The sequence below is a fragment of the Achromobacter sp. ACM04 genome (assembly GCF_014851465.1).
GTDB classification, from domain to species: Bacteria; Pseudomonadota; Gammaproteobacteria; order Burkholderiales; family Burkholderiaceae_B; genus Achromobacter; species Achromobacter aegrifaciens.
Genome location: NZ_JACUZS010000001.1, coordinates 2,035,495 through 2,052,603 on the forward strand (window position 1 = coordinate 2,035,495; position 17,109 = coordinate 2,052,603).

Below are 17,109 nucleotides of genomic sequence, written 5' to 3' on the forward strand. Positions count from 1 at the left end.
GGATGGCTCCTAGCGGTCGCGCGACAGCGGCATGTCCACGCCGCCCTGGATGTGCTTGACGGGGCCGGACGCTGACGGTTGGATGTCGAAGTCGAAAATCTCCGTCGGCAGCCACAGCGTGGCGCAGGAGTTGGGGATGTCCACCACCCCGCTGATATGCCCCTGCACCGGCGCGCAGCCCAGCAACGAATACGCCTGGGCGCCCGAATAGCCGAACTTCTTCAGGTACTCGATGGCGTTCAGGCAGGCCTGCCGGTACGCGACGTTCACGTCCAGGTAGTGCTGCTTGCCGGATTCGTCCACCGAAATGCCTTCGAAGATCAGGAAGTCCTTGTAGGCCGGCGTGATCGGGCTGGGCTTGAAGATCGGATTCCTGATCGCGTACTTGTCCATGCCGCCCTTGATCAGCGACACGCGCATGTGCACCCAGCCCGCCATTTCAATGGCGCCGCAGAACGTGATCTCGCCGTCGCCCTGCGAAAAATGCAGGTCGCCCACCGACAGGCCGCCGCCCTTCACATAGACCGGAAAGAACACGCGCGCGCCGCGCGAAAGATCCTTGATGTCGCAGTTGCCGCCGTGCTCGCGCGGCGGCACCGTGCGCGCGCCTTCGCCCGCCGCCTTGTCGCGCTCCGCTCCCTGCATGGCGCCCATGTGCGCCGTCTTCGGCGCGGGCGGATTGGCCAGCGGCGGCACGCGGTTGGGATTGGTGTCGATCAGCGCCTGCTCGCGCCGGTTCCAGGTATCCAGAAGCTTCTTGTCCGGCAGGCAGCCGATCAGCCCGGGATGGATCAACCCGGCGAAGTTCACGCCCGGGATATGGCGGGACGACGTGAACATGCCATGGAAATCCCAGATGGATTTCTGCGCGTGCGGAAAATGCTCGGTCAGGAAGCCGCCGCCGTTATTGCGGCTGAAGAAGCCGTTGAACCCCCACAGGCTGTCCGGCTTGGCGCCGATGTCCAGCAGGTCCACCACCAGCAAGTCGCCAGGCTCGGCCCCTTCCACGCCCACCGGCCCCGAGAGAAAGTGCACCGTGGACAGGTCTACGTCGCGGACGTCGTCGGCGCTGTCGTCGTTCTTGATTGCGCCGCCGGTCCAGTCATAGGTTTCCAGCACGAAGTCATCCCCGGGCTTGACCCACACGGCCATCGGAATGTCCGGATGCCAGCGATTGTGGATCTGTGCGTTCTCGTAGGGGGATTGGGCCAGGTCGACCTTGATGAGGGTATCGGTCATTCTCTTTCATCTCCAACGTAACTTGTTGATAAAACAGAAATTTCTATCTCCGACTGTCTCGCGAGCGCGCCAGGCGGCGTTGCAAGTCGTTGATATGTAAAGAACAGTAGGCGAGTTTCAGGCAACCGTAAACTGGGTTTTCGACCAGTAACCAGGGGATAAATTGGAGTAGAACTTAAGAGGCATGGGATGCGTCATGCGCCCGCTGCACCCCCACCTGCCATCACCTGATCCAGGGCCATCGCACAACACTCTTTCCATATATTCAATACAAAAAACTACACACGCAGGAAACATACCTCCGCCAGACTAATGGATCCGAAATTCAGTTCCTTTTCAAAGGGCAGTGAGCGTATCTATTGGATGCCATGTCGACCGCCCCCTCCGTCTCGTGCAGCACTGCGCGAAATTGTGCGATTTATATTTCCGGCGGCATCGGCGACGGAGTGCTCAGCATGGTTTTTGCCCGGGCATTGGCCGAACAAGCCGGAGGGACGGTCTCATTGCTCATGACTCAAAATGAGTCCGCGCAAGAACTGTTCCGCGCTCAGCCCTATGTAGGGGAAGTCATCTCGCTGCGATCGGAAAACCGGCTGCAAGGCTGGGAACGAATCACACGGGTGAAGCAGGTCCTGGCGGATCGCGCCTACGACAGCCTGTTTCTCTTTACCTTCCGTACTCACATTGCGCTGGCGGCCCGCTTGGCAGGAATTCCACGGCGCATCGGTTTCGTACGCATGCATCATCCGCATCTCGCGGCACTGCTCACGCATCGTCTCTGGGTACGCCGCAAAGGAACCCCGCACCCCGACATCTATACATGGCTGCCCTTGTTGTATGCCAAGGCTGGCTATCAGTATGAGCCACGTTATCCGTCGCTATTCTGTACGGATTCGGCGAGCAGCAAGGCCATCCAGTTCTGCCAAGCGCAATCGCGGACGGTTGGCTTCGGCTTGAATGGATCGATACCCTGTAAACGCTATAGCGGCAGAGCATTTGCGGAGGTCGCGCGCATCTTGCATGCGCAAGATAGCGGACTGCGTTTTGCATTGGTGGGCGGCAGCGATGTCCAGGAGATCGCCCAAGAAATTCGCAGCTTGCTGCCCGAGTCCATTGTTTTGTTGGACGCAACGCAACAGGCCACGGACATATGCGATAGCCAGGCGCTGATCGCGCGCTGTTCGGTGTTTGTTTCCAACGACAGCATGGGCATGCACATTGCGGCGGCCCACGGAATACCGACCATAGGTCTGTTCGGCGCCACTCCTGCGTTGCGGTATGTGCCCTGGCTGCATCCGATTGAAGCCGCCGTAAAGGGCGACATGGCCAGCATTGCGCCGCAGACAGTGGCCGAGGCGATCTGGAAGCATCTGGCGGCAGCGGGTTCGGACGGATCTGCCCATCCGGCGCACTGATGCTCGCGGCAGTTATGATGCTGCCCATTCAGTCGCATTCCCAAGGTATCCCCGCATGGCCGCTCTTGACCGACGCTCCCTCGCCGTCCTGCTCCTCTGCGCCGCCAGCGCCCCCGCCGTCGCGCAAGACTGCGTTGCGCAGGTCCAGGCAGAGCAGGCGCGCATCGACCGCGCGCAGGACGTGCAGCGCACGCGCGAAGCATCCAACGATCTGCAATTGAATCGCGAGCTGTGCCAGGGCCGGCTGGACCTGCTGGATGCGCGCTACGCCCTGGTCGACGACTTCGAGGCCTGCCGCCGCAAGGGGGTCGAGTTTCCGGCGAAGATGGCGCGCGCGCTGAGCGACGCGTCCGAGGAACTGGCCGACAAAAAGGCCGCATGGATCAGAACCTGCGGCCTGCAGATGAAGGATTGAGCGGCCCGCCAGCCGGCGGGCGCGCGGCTCAGGCGGCCTGCTTCTCAGCGCTGTGCGGGAAGAAGATGGCCCGGCTTGGATCGAAGCCGTAGCGGTGCTCGAACTCGGTCGCATCCGCGGCCAGCGCCAGCACCGAATCCAGGATGAAATCGGCTTTCTCGTCGGGCAGCAGCACGCTGAAGTTCAAGCGGATGAAGCCTGGCTTTTCCATTTCCCGGCCGTCCAGGATGGCCTGGCGCATCTGCTGCGATTCTTCAGCGTCGATATCCAGCAGGCGATGCACGTAGGGTCCCGCGCAGGCGCAACCGCCGCGCGCCTGGATGCCGAAGCGGTCGCTCAGCATGCGCGTCACCAGTTGCTGGTGCACGAAGCCGCCGCGTCCATTGCGCACCCGGAACGAGAAGATCGGCAGGCGCGCCGCCGTCAGCGAACCCAGCAGCTCCAGCTGCGCGATGCCTTGCCATCTGGCCAGCGCACGCTCCACGAAGTGTTGATTGCGCTGGCGCATGAAGTCGGCGCCCAGGGCTTCCTTCACCAGCAGCACCAGCGCGGCGCGGATATCGCCCACCACATTGGGCGTGCCCGCTTCCTCGCGCGCTTCCAGGCTGCCGCTGTAGTCGTGGCCCGCGGGCGAAACGAAGCGCACCGTACCGCCGCCGGGCCAGGTGGGCTTGGTGTCCAGCACCGCGTCGCGGCGCACGATCAGCACCCCAGACGCGCCCGGACCGCCGATGAATTTGTGCGGCGAAAAAACAATCGCGTCGATCGCCGCGTCGGCGGCGGGCGTCATCCGGATCGGCAGATAGGGCGCGCCGCCTGCGTAGTCCCACAGCATCTTGGCGCCCGCGGCCTTGACGCGCCGGGTCACTGCCGCCACGTCCGCCACGATGCCCGTCACGTTCGAAGCCGCCGACAGCGCGCAGACGACCAGCGCGCCCTTCCCGGCTTGCAGCGCCGCGTCCAGCTGGGCCAGCTCGGGGCCGCCTTCCGGGCTTTCCGCCAGCTCGACGACTTCAGCGCCGCATTCGCGCCACGGCAGGATGTTGGAATGGTGTTCGTAGGGGCCGATGATGATGCGCACCTTGCGGCCCGCGGCGATGGCCTCGCGCACGCCGAACAGATGCACCAGCCGGTTGATCCCCGCCGTCGCGCCAGACCCCGCAAAAATCACGGCATGCTCATCGCTCGCGCCGCAGCACCGCGCAATCGCCGCGCGCGCCTCGCGGCGCAGGCGGGTAATGAAACCGCCGCAGTATGACGCCTCGGTATGTGAGTTGGCGTAGTACGGCAGCACCTGCTCAAGAATGAAACGCTCGACCTGCATCAGCGCCCGGCCGGACGCAACGTAGTCGGCGTACACCAGCGGCTTGATGCCATAGGGCCCCTCGACCACCGCATCCTTGCCGATCAGCCCCTCGGCCAGCGCCGCGGCCACGTCGTCCGTCTTCAGGCTTTCCTGGAATTGCTGCAACGGAGTGATCTTGGCGGGGGTCGTTTTGGTAGGCGTATTCATGTCGGGGATGTTCCTGGGCACACCGAAATATCATACGATGGAAAGAAATTTGAAACCTCACCTAAATTTTGCCAAAAACCTAATAAATTGGGTCATTTGATCTTTTAAATGGAAAAAATAGATAAATTTGATCTGAATATCATCTCCTGCCTGCAAAAGGACGGCGCGCTGTCGCAACGCGAGCTGGCCGATCGCGTCGGCCTGTCGCAAAACGCCTGCTGGCGCAGGCTGCAGCGCTTGAACGCCTGCGGCATCATTCGCGGCACCCGGGCCGAGGTCAATCTGGTCGAACTGGGACTGGACCTGACGGTCTTCGTGATGATCCGCACCAGCCATCACGCCAAGGCCTGGGCTGACGGCTTTCGCCAACATGTGGAACGCCTGCCCGAAGTCACGGAGTTCTATCGCATCGGCGGGGACTGGGATTACCTGATCAAGGTGGTCTGCCGCGGCATGGCCGGGTACGACCGCTTCTACCAGAAGCTGATCACGGATTTCGAGCTTTCCACGGTGACCGGGTTCTTCAGCATGGAGGCCATCATCGAGAACCGGCCTCCGGATCTGGGGGGATTGGAGGGATAAGGCAGGCGGGGTACGACCCATGCGGACATGACAGAACCGTGACGCCGGGACGATCGGATTTGTAATTCCAATGACTGCGGATTGTCGGGCGACGGCCTGCACACTGGCCCTGCCAATCCGCCAGAAGACATGGTTTCCGTGGCTTCCGGTCGGTATGACGCATATCGATCTTCCCCGCTCACGGAGTCCCCATGAAAAAGCTATACGCCGCGGCGGCCGCCACGGCACTGTCTGGCGCCGCCTATGCGCAGCCCTCTTCCGTCACGCTCTATGGCCTTATCGACACCGGCATCGGCTACGCCAACGTCGACGGCGCCTACACCGATCCCGCCACCGGCAGCCGCACCCGCGTCGACAGCAGCCGCATCGGATCCACCACCGGCACCACCGCGGGTTCGCGCTGGGGCCTGCGCGGCAAGGAAGACCTGGGCGACGGCCTGTATGCGCTCTTTCAGCTGGAGTCCGGCTACGACAGCCGCAACGGCAACTCGCTGCAAAGCGGCCGCCTGTTCGGCCGCGAAGCCACCGTGGGCCTGGGCAGCGCCGACTGGGGCGAAGTCCGCCTGGGCCGGCAATACAACGTCGCCGCGCGCTACTTCACCGGCATGTTCGGCTCATCGTTCGGCGGCGGCTTCAATCAGTTGAACACCGGCGCGGGCCTGGGCTTCAGCTCGGCCTACTTCGTGCGCTACGACAACCTGGTCGTCTATGAAACCCCGTCGATGGGCGGCTTCAAGGGCGCAGTCGGCTATGCCTTCAACGCCGACGACCGCCGCCTGGCCCAGACAGGCTTCGCCACCGCCGACAACACCCGCGCCATCACGGCCGGCCTGCGCTACGACAACGGCCCCGTGATGGGCTTTGCCACCTATGACCAGCTCAATGCCTCGAACAAGCTGAGCCCAAGCCAGACCGACGCCACGCCGCGCTCCTACATTGTCGGCGGCTCCTACGACTTCGAGGTCGTCAAGGTCGCCCTGGCCTACAACCGCATGAGCGACGGCTGGTTCGCGGGCAAAGGCTTCCCCAATGGCGGCAGCATCGGCGGCTTCACCGGCACCCCGTCCTACGCATTCGTCAAGGGCTTCCGCTCCAACGCCTACATGCTGGCGCTGGCCGCCCCGGTCGGCAGATCCGGCGGCGCGTTCGCATCGTGGCAGCGCGCCGACGCCAACAACAAGCAGCTCACTGGTGGCGACGCCACCAGCAACACCTACAGCCTGGGCTACAACTACAACCTGTCCAAGCGGACCGATCTGTATGCGGTAGCGTCCTACACCACCAACTGGGCGTTCCTGGACAACGTCAAGGCGACCGAAGTGAACATGGGCATCCGCCACCGGTTCTAGCGCAAGCTTTCACAAGACGCTGTATGCAGGGAGTCCCTTGATCGCGCCCTCCTCCGCGAAGGGAAGGCCAGATGATCGCCGCGCGCCTTTCCGGCGCGCGTTTTTTTGACACCGCGCAGTTGCCCGCCGCGCATGAAGGCTTGTGCCGATCACAAAGGACCCGCCGCCAGCATATAGCTGCCGCCCCGTATCGTATGCAGCAGCTTGGGCCCCGGGCCTGCGTCCACTTTCTTGCGCAGCCTGCGCATGGCGACCGCAACCGCATGCGACTTGAAATTGCGCTTGTCGTGGATATGCAGCTTCATTTTCCAGACCTGCTCGGCCAGCTCCCATCCCACGCATACGACCCCAGGCCGCTGCATCAGAAAAGCCAGCAAGCCGAATTCCTTGGGCGTGAGCGGCAGGAACTGCCGGTCGCGGTAGGCGCGGCAACGCAACAAGTCCAGCTCCAGGTCGGCAAGCTGCAACCTGGGGCTGGACTCGGGGGGATTGATCACGGAGGATTCGGCCACGCCGGGCGCTCCTGCCGCGCCGGCGGCTATCGCCGCGACGCGTTCTGGCGTTGTACTTCAGCCTGGTACTCCGGCCCCGAACGCAGGCGGAAGTATTCGGTGAATGCCGCCTTGTACTCCGGGCTATAGATGTCCGGCGTCTCTTCGCCGCGCCAGAACCGGTCCACCCCCGCGCGCTTCCAGAGCGCCAGGTCGGCCAGCACTTCGGCGCGCGTCAACGAGGGGCCATAAGGATTGGCCAAACCAGCGGGCGGCGGCGCGGACTGCGCCAGCGCCGCGCCGGTAGCGGCGGCCGACAGTGCCAGGATGAATGCGGCTTTGCGGATGATCTGCATGCTTGTTTCCTATGTATCGTGGAGGGGACTGCACGATCAAATTCTAGGAAAGCGATGCGGACAGAAAGCGGATAGCGGGATTACGTTTTTGAAATGGCGGACCGCGGGCGCGTGGCCCGCGATGCCGCTACCAAGCCAGGCCCTGCTCAGCGAATCCCAGGCGCCGCGGCCTCAGGAACACATAGCAATGCTGGAATCCATCCGCCACGACGTGGCGCGCGCCCGTCGTCCCCGCGATACCGGGCTCGAATGTCTTGAAAACCTGAAACCCCTTGGCCTGCTCGACCACGAAACTCAGGCGCTCCGGTTTGTCGTTGTAGCCAAGCACCAGCATCCCATCGTCGGCCAGGACACGATGGCATTCAAACATCAGCTGATTGAATGCTTCTTCCGTATCCAGGCCGAAGCCGATCAGCCCATTGGCGAACACCACGTCAAAGCTATGGGGCGGATAGTAGGCAGACAGTTCAGTCGCCGAACCCACCACGTGCCTGTTGGGCGGGCCGTAGGCGGCGTTGCGCGGATTCAGGTCGATCGAATAGAAGTCCAGATCCAGCAGCCGGTCGTAATGCCAGTTGTGCTTGTCCAGGCCAATGAAAAGGCACCTGGCCGCCGGCGCCGCCGCGCCGCGGCGGAAATGTTCATTGACGTAGTCGAAGACCTCCTGCTCCATGAACATCCGGCTAGGCACACGCAGCCGGAAATCGACGCCTAGCGATTTGGCAAGAGCCGGAGAAGCCCTAAAAGCCGCGCGTTTCAGGGCATACGATATTTTTTTTATGAACTTCATGATCCCTAAAACCCCGAATAGCGCCTATATCCGAGTGGCCTTCCAGCAGGCCATCAGCGTCATTTTTTTGAATTCTAGGTTGAGGCTTTTTCTTCTATTCTGAGTTTTTCTGGACTCGTATTTACCTATTCTTGTAGCGGCAGCAGACCGCAGGTCCGGACCTGCAAGACAAGGCTCAAGGCGTCCATGATTCCTGGCGTCCGGCATTCACGTTGCGAACTGACTTGGCGTCGCGGGTCGTGAAATGGCCGTTCCGGGATCGATGAGAATGATGCTGTCAATCTCCTTTTTTTATCATCGCGGGCGGAGCTGCACGTCAACACCGGATTCACGGAACGTCCATCTCATAACTGAACACAAGCAGCGCCTGGCTCGGCACTGCGTTGCCATCCTGGATCGCGGGCATCATGCGCACCGCGCCCGAGGCTTCGACGGCAGCCTGATCCAAGGTGCGGTTCCCTGATGGGAACATCAGCGCGCTACGCAGCACCTTGCCCTGCGCATCCAGCATCACACGTACCCAGACTGTGCCCTTGGCCCCAGCCGACTTGGCCTGCGGTGGATAGGACAGCGCGGGAACGCCGGTAATGACCAGCGTCTTGGGCATGGCCGTCGGCCATGGCTCAGGCGACGCCTGATCCGCCTGCGCCACGGGACAACCCAACGGCGGCGAAAGCGGAGATCGAACCTGGCAGGGTTGAACTTCGGGTGCCGCGCGTTGCGCATGCACGGTCACCAGGCCATTCGCCAGTTGCTCCCGGGTCGGCCCTGGCTTCTCGTAGGTCGTGCCGTCGCGCGCGTCCCGGTACATCAAAACCAATCCCATGACGCAAATCGCCGCAAGCACCATCTTCAGCTTGTTGGCCGCCAACCACCGCAACGCGTTCCGGCCGCGGTCAAAGCGTGCGGAAGCCGCGCGCCATGCCTCGATGCGCGCCCATCCCAGGTCCAGCACCGACAGATCAGGCGCAATGCCCAACAACTGTGCGAAATCCCTTCCATGCCAGTACGCTTGTACAAGATTGGGTTCAGCCCACCTGTGCGCCAACCTCAGGACTGCATCCAGGCGCACACGCAAGGGCGGCGGCAGCTGGCTGTACTGCTCCATCTGGTCCAACAGCATGTCGACCCAATCGGATAGGTCCTGGTCATGCGGAAATGGCGCACTCAGGCCGTTCCAGCCGAACGCCCGGCGCGCGCCATTGAAGAGCGCCAGGCGGCCGTCCGGCTGCAGGCGCATCGCCCGGGCCAGGCTCCAGGCCAGAGCGTCCCTGGCCTCCAGATGGTCTAGCCGGCGGTCAGCCAGGGCGCTAGCGAGCATCTGCGCAACCTCGTCATCGGGCGCCTGCATCAGGCGGCCGGTCCAGTGCTCGATATCTGCTTCCAGTTCCTCTCGGGATGGCGGAAACCATTCTGCTTGAACCGCTGGCCCTGGCTCCTGCGCATGCGCTGGCGGTGCTTGCCTCGGGACCGCTTCCATCCCGGACTCGGGCGCGAACTCGGGCGTGTCCCCCGGCGCTGCGTCAGGTCCCGCTTGCGGCGCGTCGGACAAAGGCAACGCACTGCAAGCGGCGGATTCCCCTTCCTCGATCTGTATCTCGGCCCAGGATCGCGCATGCTCGTATGCGCCGCGCAGGTTGGCAAAGCCTTCCGGGTCAGCGGCCTGGTCGATCCGCTTGAGCGCCGCCGCATAGGCGCGGCGGATGACCTTCTGGTCGCTGGTGGGCTCGATGCCCAATCTGGTAAAGCTCGCTGCTGCCACCGTACTAGTCCTGTTGTGTGGGATCAAAACCTGGAGCAAACACGGCGGCCCGTTCAAGGACGTCGACCACGCGACGCAGCCGCTCTGCTGCACGCACGGCAAGCCGCTCCTCCTGGGTTTCCAGCGCCTGTTCAAACAGCACTATTTCGTGGGCGAGCAGTTCACGGTCATTGCCGCGCGCCACCTGGTAGACACGCTCGGCCCGCGCCACCAAGGCGCGGTTGACCGCCAGCTCCCGGGGATGGATCTTCAACTCGGCCAATACACCCAGGCGGCGCTGGATATCGGCGTCGCTCATCTGCGTGCCGCCGCCCTGAATCACCAGACGTTGTGCCGCGCCGCCCTGCGCCAGCGCAGCCTCGACCTCCAACAATCCGTTCACGTCATAGGTAAAACGCACATTGATGGCGCTTTCCAACCGCGACAAGCGCGGCAACGGCATGTTCAGGGTGCCTAGCAGGATGTTGTCGCGGACAAGGCGGGACTCTCCCTGGTAGATGTGCAGCTCGACCTCGCCCTGGCCGTCTTCCATCGGCATGTATGTTTCCTGGCGGCTGACCGGCACGATGGTGTTGCGTTCGATGATGGGCGAAAACTGGCCCGGCAAACGCTGTCCAGACGAGGTGGTGCGCGTGGTGCTGATGCCCAGCGTGTAGGGACATACGTCGGTCATCACGACCTCTTCCAGCGCCTGGTCCTTCATCTTTAGCCCCGCCATCACCGCAGCGCCTGCCGCCACCACTTGATCGGGATCCATCTCGGCATTCGGAAAGCGGCCGAACATGCGCGTGACCAGCTGGCGCACCAGCGGCATGCGCGTGGCGCCGCCCGCCAGCACCACGGTGGCGATGTCATGGCTCTTGATGTTGGCATCGCGCAATGAGCGCTCAACCGGCATGCGCAAACGCGTCAGCAGCGGCGTGCACAACTGCCCAAGCAGTTCCTGGCTCAATTCGAACGCATATTCTTCGCCGCGCCAGTCCAGCGCAATGCGGGCTGCAGCTTGCGTCGACAACTGGCGCTTGGCGCTTTCAGCCTGCGCCAGCAGCCGTTGCATGAAGCGCCGGTCCTCGCGCGCAGCCGCCGCCCGCGCATGGGTATCGAAGAATTTCTGAACGATCTCATTGACGAAATCCTCGCCGCCAAGGAAGTTGTCGCCGGCGGTGGCGCGCACCTCCATCACGCCTTCAAACAGTTCCAGCACCGACACATCGAACGTGCCGCCACCAAGGTCAAAAACCAGGAACTGAGTCTCGTCCTCGCTCTGGTGCAGACCATAGGCCAGGGCGGCCGCGGTGGGTTCGTTGACCAGACGTTCGACGGTCAGGCCCGCCAACATCCCCGCGTTGCGCGTTGCCTTGCGCTGCGAGTCGGAAAAGTAGGCCGGTACGCTGATCACGGCCTCGGTAACCGGGTGGCCCAGCACGGCTTCGGCGTCTGCCTTCAGCGCGCGCAGCACCAGCGACGATAGTTCTTCGGCGCGGAACTCCTTGTCGCCCAACTGGAACAGCTTGTCGCTGCCCATGTGCCGCTTGAACAACGCGGCGGTGCGCTCGGGATGCGTTTGAAGGCGCTCTTGGGCGGCCTGCCCCACCAGCACACGGCCATCTTCATCCAGGCTTACGCAGGAGGGTGTCAGAAAGCTCCCCAACGGATTGGGCACCAGGCGCGCCCGGCCGTCCTGCCACAGGGCCGCCAAGCTATTTGTCGTACCCAGGTCGATACCGATGATCATGAGAAAAGCCTGTTCCGGTTCCATAAATACGGGCGCTCCGCACAAGCGCGGAACGCCCCAAAGGACCTACGATTAACGGCCAGAAATGGGAAAAATGTAGCGGCCGCGACCCGGTCAGGCCGCAGCAACCAGATCCATCTGGCCCGCCGCATGACCCAAGCGCCGTGGACGAAGGAACACATAACAATGCCGGAACCCGTCCGCCACGATGTGACGCGCGCCAGTCATTCCTGTTATGCCGGGTTCAAAAGTCTTGAAGGCCTCAAAGCCTGCAGCCTGTTCAACCTTGAAGCTCAGACGGTCGGGCTTGTCGTTATAGCCCAGCACCAGCATCCCGTCGCTGGCCAGGACGCGATGGCATTCGAACATCAGCTGATTGAACGCTTCCTCGGTATCCAAACCGAAACCGATAAGCCCATTTGCAAAAATCACATCGAAGCTGTTCGGCGGATAGTACGAAGACAATTCGGTCGCCGAACCTACCACGTGCCTGCCGGGCGGGCCGTAGGCCGCATTGCGCGGATTCAGGTCTATCGAATAGAAGTCTAGGTCCAGCAGACGGTCGTAGTGCCAGTTGTGCTTATCCAAGCCGATGAACAAGCACCTCGCAGCCGGAGCGGTCGCCGCGCGGCGGAACTGCTGATTGACGTACTTGAAGACTTCTTGCTCCATGAACATCCGGCTAGGCACCCGCAAGCGGAAATCCAGGCCTAGTGTTCTGGCAAGGGCCGGAGACGCGCGAAAAACGGCGCGCTTCAGCCCGTAAGGTATTTTTTTTACGAACTTCATGATCCTCCAGAACTTCAAAAACAAACCCGTATGGCACCAAGTACCAAAGCAGCCCTCCGCAGGGTGCCAGCCTCACCTTTTTTGTGAGGTCTATTATTTATTCGAATTCTTCCTTGACTTTGGGGATAGCTGACGAATCGTAGCTATCTCAAGCTGGAATATTATTTATTCGAAGATTTGTCATTCCGATACCACTTCGGCAGTCGCAGGCCACGCCCCATTCGTCCAAAACCTTGGACATGAACAGGTTGCGTGGAGGGGAATCCTGGCTGGACCGTCCGATGGACGGTTATTTATTGATTCAATCTATCCAGCGTTCCCCCTATGCATCGCCCCGCAGCGCTGCATTGAGACAGGATTTCTACGCCCTACCGTTCCAGATGGAAGCCAAAAACCATGCCTTCTCTACTTATTCCTAACGGCAAGGCACGGCTATTCTTAATGCCGGTCTGATTTTTTATTTTTGGCCGAATGGCGCCAAAAAAAATAAACATAGTTTTATTAATTCTCACATACCCAACGCCACGCCCACTAACCGGCGTTGACAAGGCCGTCCGCCACCCCGCCTATTTAATTAAGGGGAAAAAAGGTGTCAGACTACATTTTCAGCTGTGAAAAATGTAGTCTGACACCTTTTTTTGAACGCCAACGGCGTGGCGTGCGGCAAGCATCGCGTCGCAAGACTGCGATGCCAGGCCGGCATCGAGGCGCTGCGCAAGCAGCGGTTTCGTCGGCTGGAGAAGCATTCGCTACTGGGGCCAGCCCCGAACCGCCTGCAACGTCAGTTCACCGTGCAATGTCCCAATAAAGTCTGGGTGGGCGACATAACGGTTGTACCAACACGGACAGGCTGGCTATATCTGGCCGTACTGCTGGATCTCTACTCTCGGTCGGTGATCGGCTGGAGCATGGCCGAGAAGGCCGACCGCAGGTTGTTGGTCCATGCACTTCAAATGGCCCTAGCCCGGCGCCGTCCCGATCCTGGACTGTTGCACCACAGCGATCGCGGTGCGCAGTACAGTTCGGCAGAGTACCGAGGCATGCTTAAGGACCACGGCATCATCATCAGCATGAGCGCCAAGGGGGATCCCTACGATAATGCCGTCGCAGAGAGCTTCTTCAGCAACTTAAAGAACGAATTAACGCATCACAAGGTCTTCCACAGCAGGGAGCATGCGCGGCTGGCGATCTTTAACTACATTGAGGTCTTCTATAACCGCCAGCGAATCCACCAGGGGCTAGGTTATCGAACCCCTGCCCAGGTCGAGGCCTCCGTGCCTTAACCAAACTGTCCGAGAAATCCGGGTCAGCTCAGTCTGACACCTTTATTGTGAAAAATGTAGTCTGACACCTTATTTTCTTCAGAGTCTGACACCATTTTTCAATCTCATATCTTATATTTTTTCTCAAGCTCTTTGCGAACATGTTTGGCCAATCCCAACATATCTTTATACGCTTTCAACGCAAAGTCAGGATAATGCTCCGACATAAAATCTTGTGAATTCCCTACATCCTCTCCCGCCATTGCAACCGCTTCGTCAACAAAAGCAGGACGAATCACCCAATTGACATCCGGAAACATCAATCTTTGGTGCGGAAACATCTTCCAAACCATATCTCCCTCGTAGCCTTCTACTGCCTTTCGCAGTTCTTCGACAAATTCTCGATTTTCACTCCTAAATCTAATTGTTGTAAACGGAGGGGCTTTGGAATTATCTCTCTGATAGACCCCTCCCCCTTTCAATCTAACCATTACCATTCTCGTCTGGAACTTTCTCCATTCCAAATCGGAAAACTCTTCTATTACTTTATATAGTTCATCACCATCAGCCAGACTCTTATTCATGCCGCCCCCTACTTAATCTTTGAAATTGAAATTCCGTCAGGATTGGTCCCTTTCATCAATTGAAGCCAATCACCTTGCGGCACCGGTCGTGACGACACTCGTGGATCGTATACGTACTGCCCATCGGAGTAAACTTGATGGTAAGTTTGCCTTTTTTCTAATACTCCATTTTCCAGAACGTTCAGGTTATTTCGCAGAGCTGGTTTAACATTCAATATTGCCCCCTTTTGTCCCGCCTCCTTATACAAGTAGGCCGCAATGTCCGAGCAATCTGCGCACGTAACATCCTTCACCATCTTCTGCACCTGCGGATCACTCATCGCTTCCACAACATTATGGTTAGGTGGAAAATCAGGATTTGGCTCACGAAACGGTCGACCAATCCCCGGTAGCGCTCGTTCTTCATACTCTGAGCCACCAAGATCGCCTTTATCAAATATTAACCATGGCCCGGGCTCATCCGGCAACGACGTAGTGGTCGTGACCCCCACCCACGGCCCCTTATTCTCCTTTCCCGGCACCCCACCACTCTCAGGCACATCCCCGACTTACCAGGCAACTGCGTATCCGGCACCGTTCCCACACCACCACCCGGCGGCACGCCCACCCGGTGGCACCGGGTCTCCGGGTTTCCCTGGAATGTTCTGTGGCTCGCCACCGGTGGCGATGTACTGAACAACCGCCAACAACAGCGCTTGGTCCTCCGATAAGCCAGGCGTCTTGCCCATCAAGTCTGCGGTCATCGCTGTGATCACTGCGAATGCAATTGGCCCGATCACCTTCTCTTCGCATGCCGGCGAACGGAAGCAAGCCCCTAGCGCCGCCATCCCACCGCGCTTGAGCAGGGTTGCTACCCCGTTGTTCTCCGTTTCCAGTCTGCCGCTGTTAACCACCGCACTCGGAAAAAAAGGTGTCAAACTACATTTTCAGGTGTGAAAAATGTAGTCTGACACCTTTTTTTTCCTGTCCCAGCCCCTTTTGCAGCTTAGGAACTAAAGTCTCAACTGCATCCTTACTTTCAGAGCAATATCTTTCACAATCTCACTCGGCCCACTGACGGTTAGACCGACAAAAGTCTCTGCCTCTACCGTTATCAAATCACTACCAAGCCTAACCACCAAAGCTTCAATCTCTTGAGATCCGCCAACACCCCAAGTTTTATCAACACCGACCGCTCCACTCTTTACAAGAACAATACGAAGAGCATCTCTGAGCGCATCATCATACTCATCACCGAGAATTATTTTTTCTATGTTCATACTCATTATTACAACCCTAAATCCTTACCCCCAGGTCGACTTGAGGATTCAATAATTTGCTCCCAACTCTTACCTTTAGCCCTAAGCCAATCAATTGTTGGCCCCAGCTTATCGCCATAGGTCTTGAGATTTCTAGCGTATATCACCTCAAGCTCTGGCGCAGGTGTCAGATCCTTGTACTGAACGCCCAAGTCTCGACGCATTTGATGGAGTTGACGAGCAACCTGCTCGGATGATGCCCCCGCAAAAAATATGGTGTCAGACTACATTTTCGGCTATGGAAAATGTAGTCTGACACCATATTTTTTGGACATAGATCATCCCCAATCGGTTCAGATGCTACTCCTGTCCACTGAACCCTGGTAACTCCAGTCTGACACCTTTTTTCTATATAAAAATAGAAAAAAATTTCCTCAAGATGCCACGAGCCGCCCATCCTCCTCGACCCATATCAATCCCGGCAATTCATAGAAATAATATTTTAAATTTTCGTCATTTTCATCATTAACCGAATCTGGCCACCGACTCCGCAAGAAACTTATTATTTCCGATACAGGCGCGCGCCATTGAGCTCCCACATTTTCGACTGTCAGCTTGGGATTTGGATTGGTCGGTGAAACATAGCAATCAGCCCCCGGCAAAATAAAAATCACTTTTCTCTCTATAAGCAACCTTTCCAGAATTAAAAAGAAAAACTCTTTTTTTTCGATAAAAGATGCATTTTTGTTCCACCCACACACAGCACTAAACAATCCAGATATCCACAAACCTAATGAATCCCTGACAATTTCTTTCTCATTTCTTACAAGCATGATCATCTCAAGAATTTTATTTCAGGATTGAAATTCTTACCCACAGAAGCACCCGGCAAATCAATCGTCCATGCTGCCCCGGTTTGGCTCGACGAGCTGGAAAAGTCTCGCAAAGTAAAATTCCCTTGTGGTGTATTGATCACATAAATATTTCCTCGCCCAGGAATATTCGTAGCAGCAGGCATGTCAGTGGCACCAGACAACTCCATAAAATATTGCCGAACTTGGTCATCCGTTGCCCCCCTGGAAAATGGCAGCATTTCCCGAATTAGGTACTTCTGTAAAAACCGTCGATCCAATTCGCGGAAAAAAAGGTGTCAGACTACATTTTCATATTTGGAAAATGTAGTCTGACACCTTATTTTAGGCCCTGCCATCGGACCGCAAGCAGCGAACGCGATCCTATCGATCATGCACAACAGGCGAATCAACTCAGCGGAGGGCCTGGCGGCATATCTGGGGCTGATTCCCGTACAGCGGCAATCCGGAACCAGCCTCAATGGCCGACCTTGTCTATCCAAGGCCGGCCGCCAAGAGTGAGAGCAACGCTGTACATGGCCGCGATTGTGGCCACGCGCTATAACCCGCATATTCAAGCCCTCTACGCCCGACTGCTAGACGCCGGTAAAAGCAAGATGTCCGCGCTCGGCGCTGCAATGAGAAAGCTTGCTCATCTCTGCTTCGGTGTGCTCAAAACGCGTTCATCCTATCGCCCCGATTACGCCTAATCTCTTGACGGGCAAGACGGTATCTTTT

Annotated in this window: 18 protein-coding genes and 1 pseudogene; 6 read left to right on the forward strand and 13 right to left on the reverse strand. The window is 59.0% G+C overall.

All coding sequences use genetic code 11. The annotated features are described in order from the left end of the window. Nucleotides 1-9: 9 nt before the first annotated feature. On the reverse strand, nt 10-1,239 hold the full coding sequence (gene fmdA, locus IB259_RS09525; protein WP_054452573.1) for a formamidase: 1,230 nt from the start codon (nt 1,237-1,239) through the stop codon (nt 10-12). A 368-nt stretch (nt 1,240-1,607) separates the two neighbouring features. Here fmdA and IB259_RS09530 point away from each other — a divergent pair, with 368 nt between their 5' ends. Both IB259_RS09530 and IB259_RS09535 read left to right on the forward strand, forming a co-directional pair. Next, on the forward strand, nt 1,608-2,654 hold the full coding sequence (locus IB259_RS09530) for a glycosyltransferase family 9 protein (RefSeq protein ID WP_175164267.1): 1,047 nt from the start codon (nt 1,608-1,610) through the stop codon (nt 2,652-2,654). 55 nt (nt 2,655-2,709) lie between these two features. Further along, entirely contained in the window at nt 2,710-3,069 is a 360-nt protein-coding gene (locus tag IB259_RS09535; protein WP_054452577.1) for a hypothetical protein, read from the forward strand. A gap of 28 nt (nt 3,070-3,097) precedes the next feature. On the opposite strand, the gene IB259_RS09540 is transcribed toward IB259_RS09535, so the two are convergent. Continuing rightward, nucleotides 3,098-4,582 (reverse strand): aminotransferase class V-fold PLP-dependent enzyme, encoded by a 1,485-nt coding sequence (locus IB259_RS09540; RefSeq protein ID WP_192328639.1) that lies wholly within the window; start codon nt 4,580-4,582, stop codon nt 3,098-3,100. Nucleotides 4,583-4,690: 108 nt separating this feature from the next. On the opposite strand from IB259_RS09540, the gene IB259_RS09545 reads away from it, so the two are divergent. Together IB259_RS09545 and IB259_RS09550 are read left to right on the forward strand one after the other, a co-directional pair. Further along, complete coding sequence (locus IB259_RS09545) at nt 4,691-5,164, forward strand: Lrp/AsnC family transcriptional regulator (protein ID WP_054452588.1); 474 nt, start codon at nt 4,691-4,693, stop codon at nt 5,162-5,164. A gap of 191 nt (nt 5,165-5,355) precedes the next feature. After that, entirely contained in the window at nt 5,356-6,513 is a 1,158-nt protein-coding gene (locus IB259_RS09550) for a porin (protein ID WP_175213738.1), read from the forward strand. A 149-nt stretch (nt 6,514-6,662) separates the two neighbouring features. Here IB259_RS09550 and IB259_RS09555 read toward each other — a convergent pair whose 3' ends face one another. From IB259_RS09555 to IB259_RS09580, 6 genes are all read right to left on the reverse strand, one after another. Next, nucleotides 6,663-7,025: a winged helix-turn-helix domain-containing protein gene (locus IB259_RS09555; RefSeq protein ID WP_088141465.1), complete on the reverse strand. Its 363-nt coding sequence runs from the start codon at nt 7,023-7,025 to the stop codon at nt 6,663-6,665. A 26-nt stretch (nt 7,026-7,051) separates the two neighbouring features. Continuing rightward, complete coding sequence (locus IB259_RS09560; protein WP_119449262.1) at nt 7,052-7,360, reverse strand: DUF4148 domain-containing protein; 309 nt, start codon at nt 7,358-7,360, stop codon at nt 7,052-7,054. A gap of 127 nt (nt 7,361-7,487) precedes the next feature. Next, on the reverse strand, nt 7,488-8,150 hold the full coding sequence (locus IB259_RS09565) for a class I SAM-dependent methyltransferase (protein WP_192328641.1): 663 nt from the start codon (nt 8,148-8,150) through the stop codon (nt 7,488-7,490). Between the two features lie 328 nt (nt 8,151-8,478). Further along, on the reverse strand, nt 8,479-9,912 hold the full coding sequence (locus tag IB259_RS31220) for an energy transducer TonB (protein WP_192328644.1): 1,434 nt from the start codon (nt 9,910-9,912) through the stop codon (nt 8,479-8,481). A gap of 4 nt (nt 9,913-9,916) precedes the next feature. Next, nucleotides 9,917-11,647 (reverse strand): molecular chaperone HscC, encoded by a 1,731-nt coding sequence (locus tag IB259_RS09575; protein ID WP_119449360.1) that lies wholly within the window; start codon nt 11,645-11,647, stop codon nt 9,917-9,919. Nucleotides 11,648-11,761: 114 nt separating this feature from the next. Further along, nucleotides 11,762-12,436, reverse strand: coding sequence for a class I SAM-dependent methyltransferase (locus tag IB259_RS09580; protein WP_119449359.1), 675 nt, complete (start codon nt 12,434-12,436; stop codon nt 11,762-11,764). Between the two features lie 638 nt (nt 12,437-13,074). Between IB259_RS09580 and IB259_RS09585 the strand changes: the two genes are divergently transcribed. Then, complete coding sequence (locus IB259_RS09585; protein ID WP_125472608.1) at nt 13,075-13,719, forward strand: IS3 family transposase; 645 nt, start codon at nt 13,075-13,077, stop codon at nt 13,717-13,719. Between the two features lie 104 nt (nt 13,720-13,823). On the opposite strand, the gene IB259_RS09590 is transcribed toward IB259_RS09585, so the two are convergent. The 5 genes from IB259_RS09590 to IB259_RS09610 form a co-directional block, all read right to left on the reverse strand. Further along, entirely contained in the window at nt 13,824-14,282 is a 459-nt protein-coding gene (locus IB259_RS09590) for a hypothetical protein (RefSeq protein ID WP_192328646.1), read from the reverse strand. A gap of 8 nt (nt 14,283-14,290) precedes the next feature. Beyond that, nucleotides 14,291-14,773 carry a hypothetical protein gene (locus tag IB259_RS09595; protein ID WP_175214077.1) on the reverse strand — a complete coding sequence of 161 codons (483 nt, stop codon included), beginning with the start codon at nt 14,771-14,773 and terminating at the stop codon, nt 14,291-14,293. A gap of 501 nt (nt 14,774-15,274) precedes the next feature. Next, nucleotides 15,275-15,547, reverse strand: coding sequence for a hypothetical protein (locus IB259_RS09600; protein ID WP_125472611.1), 273 nt, complete (start codon nt 15,545-15,547; stop codon nt 15,275-15,277). Nucleotides 15,548-15,954: 407 nt separating this feature from the next. Continuing rightward, a complete protein-coding gene (locus tag IB259_RS09605; RefSeq protein ID WP_125472612.1) occupies nt 15,955-16,353 on the reverse strand; it encodes a hypothetical protein in 399 nt (132 codons plus the stop codon). Nucleotides 16,354-16,355: 2 nt separating this feature from the next. After that, the gene (locus tag IB259_RS09610; protein ID WP_217481788.1) at nt 16,356-16,613 is read right to left on the reverse strand and encodes a hypothetical protein; all 258 of its coding nucleotides are present in this window, start codon (nt 16,611-16,613) and stop codon (nt 16,356-16,358) included. Nucleotides 16,614-16,722: 109 nt separating this feature from the next. On the opposite strand from IB259_RS09610, the pseudogene IB259_RS31225 reads away from it, so the two are divergent. Beyond that, nucleotides 16,723-17,081: pseudogene (locus IB259_RS31225) on the forward strand (transposase); the annotation flags it as partial. Between the last annotated feature and the right edge of the window lie 28 nt (nt 17,082-17,109).